At 69.2% G+C, this 4,103-nt stretch carries 4 protein-coding genes; all 4 read right to left on the reverse strand.

All coding sequences use genetic code 11. From position 1 onward, the window contains the following. A partial coding sequence (locus tag HY703_02515) for a hypothetical protein (GenBank protein MBI4544050.1) occupies window positions 1-1,502 on the reverse strand: 1,502 nt, incomplete at its 3' end. A gap of 21 nt (window positions 1,503-1,523) precedes the next feature. Beyond that, entirely contained in the window at window positions 1,524-3,314 is a 1,791-nt protein-coding gene (locus HY703_02520) for an AMIN domain-containing protein (GenBank protein MBI4544051.1), read from the reverse strand. Continuing rightward, window positions 3,311-3,820 (reverse strand): hypothetical protein, encoded by a 510-nt coding sequence (locus HY703_02525; GenBank protein MBI4544052.1) that lies wholly within the window; start codon window positions 3,818-3,820, stop codon window positions 3,311-3,313. Before HY703_02525 ends, HY703_02520 begins: the two co-directional genes overlap by 4 nt. After that, the coding region (gene pilO, locus HY703_02530) for a type 4a pilus biogenesis protein PilO (GenBank protein ID MBI4544053.1) at window positions 3,807-4,103 on the reverse strand (297 nt) is incomplete at its 5' end. The genes HY703_02525 and pilO, both read right to left, overlap by 14 nt.

Consider the following 4,103-nt stretch of genomic DNA (forward strand, 5'->3'; position numbering starts at 1 on the left):
GAGAGGCTGACCTGGGGCGCGACCCCGGAGACGCCCAGCGCGTTCTGGGCCGTTGCGCTCAGGCTCAGGCTGCCGGCCACACCCGCGGGCAGCACGACTGCCGTATCCCGCACAACGCTGCGCTGCGCGGGCGAGAAGGACCACACGATCCGGCCGCTGGTCACGCCCGAGTAGTCGAGCTGCAGGCTGGAGACGCCGGACTGGTCGGCGGCGGACAACTTGACGGCCAGGGCCTGGCCGGCCTGGACGGCCTGGCCGGTCTTGGGCGTCACGATCTCGACGCGGGGGCCGCCCACCACAACCTGTACCGTGTCGGCGCCGACGTTGCGGGCGATGTCCTGGGCCGAGGCAATGACATGCACCCGCTCCGTGCTGCTGTCGGCGGAAGCCAGCAGGTAGCGGCGTACCACCGTGTCCCTGGGCGCCTTCTCAAAGCCGATGGCTTTGGGCAGCAGGCGAGTGACCACGGTGTCGGTGCCCAGCGAGGCGTCGCCACGGAAGGAGACGCCGACGATGCGGGCGCTGTCCAGACCCGAGCCATCGCGCAGCCTCACCTCGACCAACACGCTGTCGCCAGCGGGGAAGGTGGCGGAGGGCGTGGGGAGCTGGAGGTCCACGCGGGGCGGATCCCGATCCACGTTGATCTGAACGGTGTCGGCGCCCGTGTTCTCCAGGGTGTCCCTGGCCGAGACAATGATGCGGACCTGCTCGGTCGTGTTGTCGGCCGTGGGCAGCAGGTAGCGGAAGAGCACCGTGTCTTTGAGCGCGCCCGCGAAGCTCACCGCCTTGCGGCTGAAGCGTGTGACCACGCTATCAGTGCCGAGCGTCGGGTTGCCGCGGAACGCGAGTCCCACCAGGTCGGCGCTGACCAGGCCGGATGCATCGCGCAGGCGCACCTCGACCAGCAGACTATCGCCCGCGGGGAAGGTGGCGCCCGGCACCGGCTGGCGGATGTCCACGCGCGGCGGATCGCGCTCGAGCTGCACCCCCTGGACCGCCACCTGGACGGTATCCGCGCCCACATTGTCGGCAGCGTCCTTGGCGGAGACAATGATGTGCACGGTCTCAGCAATGGCCTCGGCCGTGGGCAGCAGGTAGCGCAGCACAACCGTGTCGCGACGCGCCCCCTGGAAGGTCACCGTCTTGGGAGAAAAACGCGTGACGGCCGTATCGGTGCCCAGGGTGGCACTGCCGCGCAGCGCCAGGCCCACGAGCTCGACACTGGCCAGGCGAACGTTGTCCGTGAGCCGCGCCTCGACCAGCACGCTGTCGCGCGCGGCAATGGTGGCGCCCGCTGCAGGCAGGCGGATCTCGACCTTGGGTGCGCGGACATCGCCGCCCTGCACCGTGCCCCCGGTTTCGCGCGTCTGGAAGAGGTTATCGCCCTGGCACGCGCCGAAGAGCAGAAGCGCGGCGACCAGCGCGGCAATGGGGCGGCGCGGCGTGAGTGTGAGCCCGCGCGGCGCGGGGTGGGCGGACGGCGCCCCAGCAGCGGAAGTCACGGGTTCTCCCCTCCCGGCGGCTCAGGATTCCCGCAGGATGTGGGGCGTAACCATGATCAGGAGATCCTTCTTCGTTTCCTGATCGGTGCTCCTGCGGAACAGGGTGCCGAGCACGGGGAGATCCATGAGGAAGGGGATGCCGCTGCGCACCTTGTTGGTTTCGATAATGGTGAGGCCGCTGATCACGGCGGTCTCACCGTCATTGACCAGCACTTGTGTATCGGACTGCTGCGTCTGGAAGGTGAAGCCGATATCCGAGGGCGCGAGCGCGATGTTCGAGCGCTCGGCATGGATGTCCAGCAGCACCTTGTTGCCGGTGACATGGGGCGTGACGCGCAGGATGATGCCGGTCTCCTCGAGCTTCACGGTGGCCAGCGGCGCCTGCACGCCGCCACCGGCTCCGCCAGCAGCGCCGCCCGCCCCACCGCCCGCGGCACCACCCGCGGCGCCACCTCCACCGCCGGCACCCGCAGCGCCTGCCTCGACCACGCGGATGGGCGTGCGCTCGCCCACCTGCACGGAAGCTTCCCGGTGGTCCAGCGTGGTGACCACGGGGGCGGCCTGAATATCGCTGAGACGCATCTGCTCGAGCGCCTCGATGAAGGTGATCAGCGAGTGCCGGCCGAGCACCAGTGAGCTCAGGATCTGGAGCGAGGCGGAAGGCACGCGCTCCACCGCATTGGCCAGCGCCGCGATCGAGTTGCCGCCCAGCAGCACCTGGTCGCGGTTGGTGATCTCGGTGGGGCTGACCTTGCCATCGCCATCGAGATCGACCCCCGATGGCACCAGCCGGTTGAGCTGGTTGCCCCGCGAGTCCTTCAGGTCATAGATGATGCCCAGGTCCTCGAGCGCCGTCCGGTCTATGAACAGGATCTTGGCGGCAATCGTGACCTGCGGGGTCTGACGGTCGAGCTCCCGGATGACGGGCCCGATCCGGTTCTCGACCACGGACTTCTTGTCCGTCACCAGCAGCGTGTTGGTCGCCCGATTCACGGTGACTTTGCCCCCCTCGCTCACCAGCCCCTCGATGGACGGCTTGATCGAGTCCACACTCGTGAACTGGATGGGGAAGGACTGGGTCACGACCTCCTCGAGCTTCTCGAATTCCCTTAGCTGCGACACCTGGTCCACCCGGATGATGCCGCTCTCCTGTTCCTGTGCCGCCAGGCCCTGGGACTGCAGGATCGCCTCGAGGGCGACACTCCACGGCTGGTCCCGGATCTCGGCCGTGACAACTCCGGTCAGGGCTGCACCGGGCACAATGCTGCGGCCGGCGAACTCGGAGAAGGTGGCGAGCACATCCAGGATAGGCGTGTCCCGGAACGACACGGTGATGCGGGGCTCCTGCGCCTGGGCGCCCTGCTGGCGCGCCAGCGGCGCCGCCGCCGCCTTGGCCAGCGGCGCATCCGCCAACGGAGCAGTGTACTGGCCGGTGCTCCAGGGGCTGAACGGGCCGGCGCGGTTAGGGAAGGAGACGCGGATCTCACCCGGGCGGCGCTCGAGCGTGTAGGTCACTGGCTGATCCAGCTCGACCACCACGCGCACGACCTGGGGCGAGAACTGGCTCAGGCGCAGGCCGAGCACGCCGCCGCGATTGATCCCCCGGAAGCTCTCGCTACGCAAGACATGCTGCGCTCCCGCAATATCGATGACCAGCCGGTCGGGTTGCGGCAGCAGGAAATCCTGCACGGAAACCGGCCCCTGCACCGCAATCACGACGGCCGTCCGGTCCGCGACAGGGATGACGCTTAGCGCGGTCACGTCGGCGCGCTCCGCGAGCATCATCGCCCACAGCGCGGCGATCAGGATCATGGCTCTGCTCCTTCCGCTCCCCTGCGTTTGAGCTCCAGCACTTCCTGCCGGACCACCCCGAAAGTCTCGACCACGAAGGTCACGCGGTCGGCGGCAACATCGATGACCCGGGCGTTGCCGACCATCTGTCCCCGGCGCACTCGGTAGGTTTTGGCCGTGCAGGCGGCGCCACTACTCCCCGCTGCGCCCTGGCTGCACCCCTTGGTGCCGGTCGCGAGCAGGGCCAGGCTCTGGCCGGGCACGGGAGAGTAGACGATGCCCTGCAGTGTCAGCTCCTCGAAGAGCGGACCCAGCCCCTGCTCGCCCAGGGACTTGAAGGGGTCGCGGCGCCCGCCGGCGGGGTACTCGAAGATCTCGCGCTCGAAGATCAGCATGACCTCGCCCTCCGGCGGGGCTGGCAGCGCGGGCGGCGCGGGCCCCGGCGCGGGCGGAGTCTGGGCCAGGGCGCCGGCCGCGGCCGCCAGCCAGTAAAGCGGCAGCAGGCGCAGCGGCTTAGGCACCGGCATCGGCCTTCACCTCCGCAGCCGGCTCCTTGGGCACGATGTAGGTCTGGATGCGGAACACGGCTTCCAGCTTTGCCGAGCCGCTGCGGTCCTTTTCCCCGGTGGGCTTGAGCTTGAGCCCGACCGGAGTGATGATGCGGGCGAGCGAGCCGATCGAGCTGAGGAAGCGGCCCACGCGGTGATAGGGGCCGATCACGCTCAGTTCGTAGCTCTGCAGCGTGTAGTACGGCCCCGGCGTCTCGGGCTGCGGGCGCAGCATGTTGAGGTCCACCCCGGCCTCGCGCGC

It is taken from the genome of Gemmatimonadota bacterium (assembly GCA_016209965.1).
GTDB lineage: Bacteria > Gemmatimonadota > Gemmatimonadetes > Longimicrobiales > RSA9 > JACQVE01.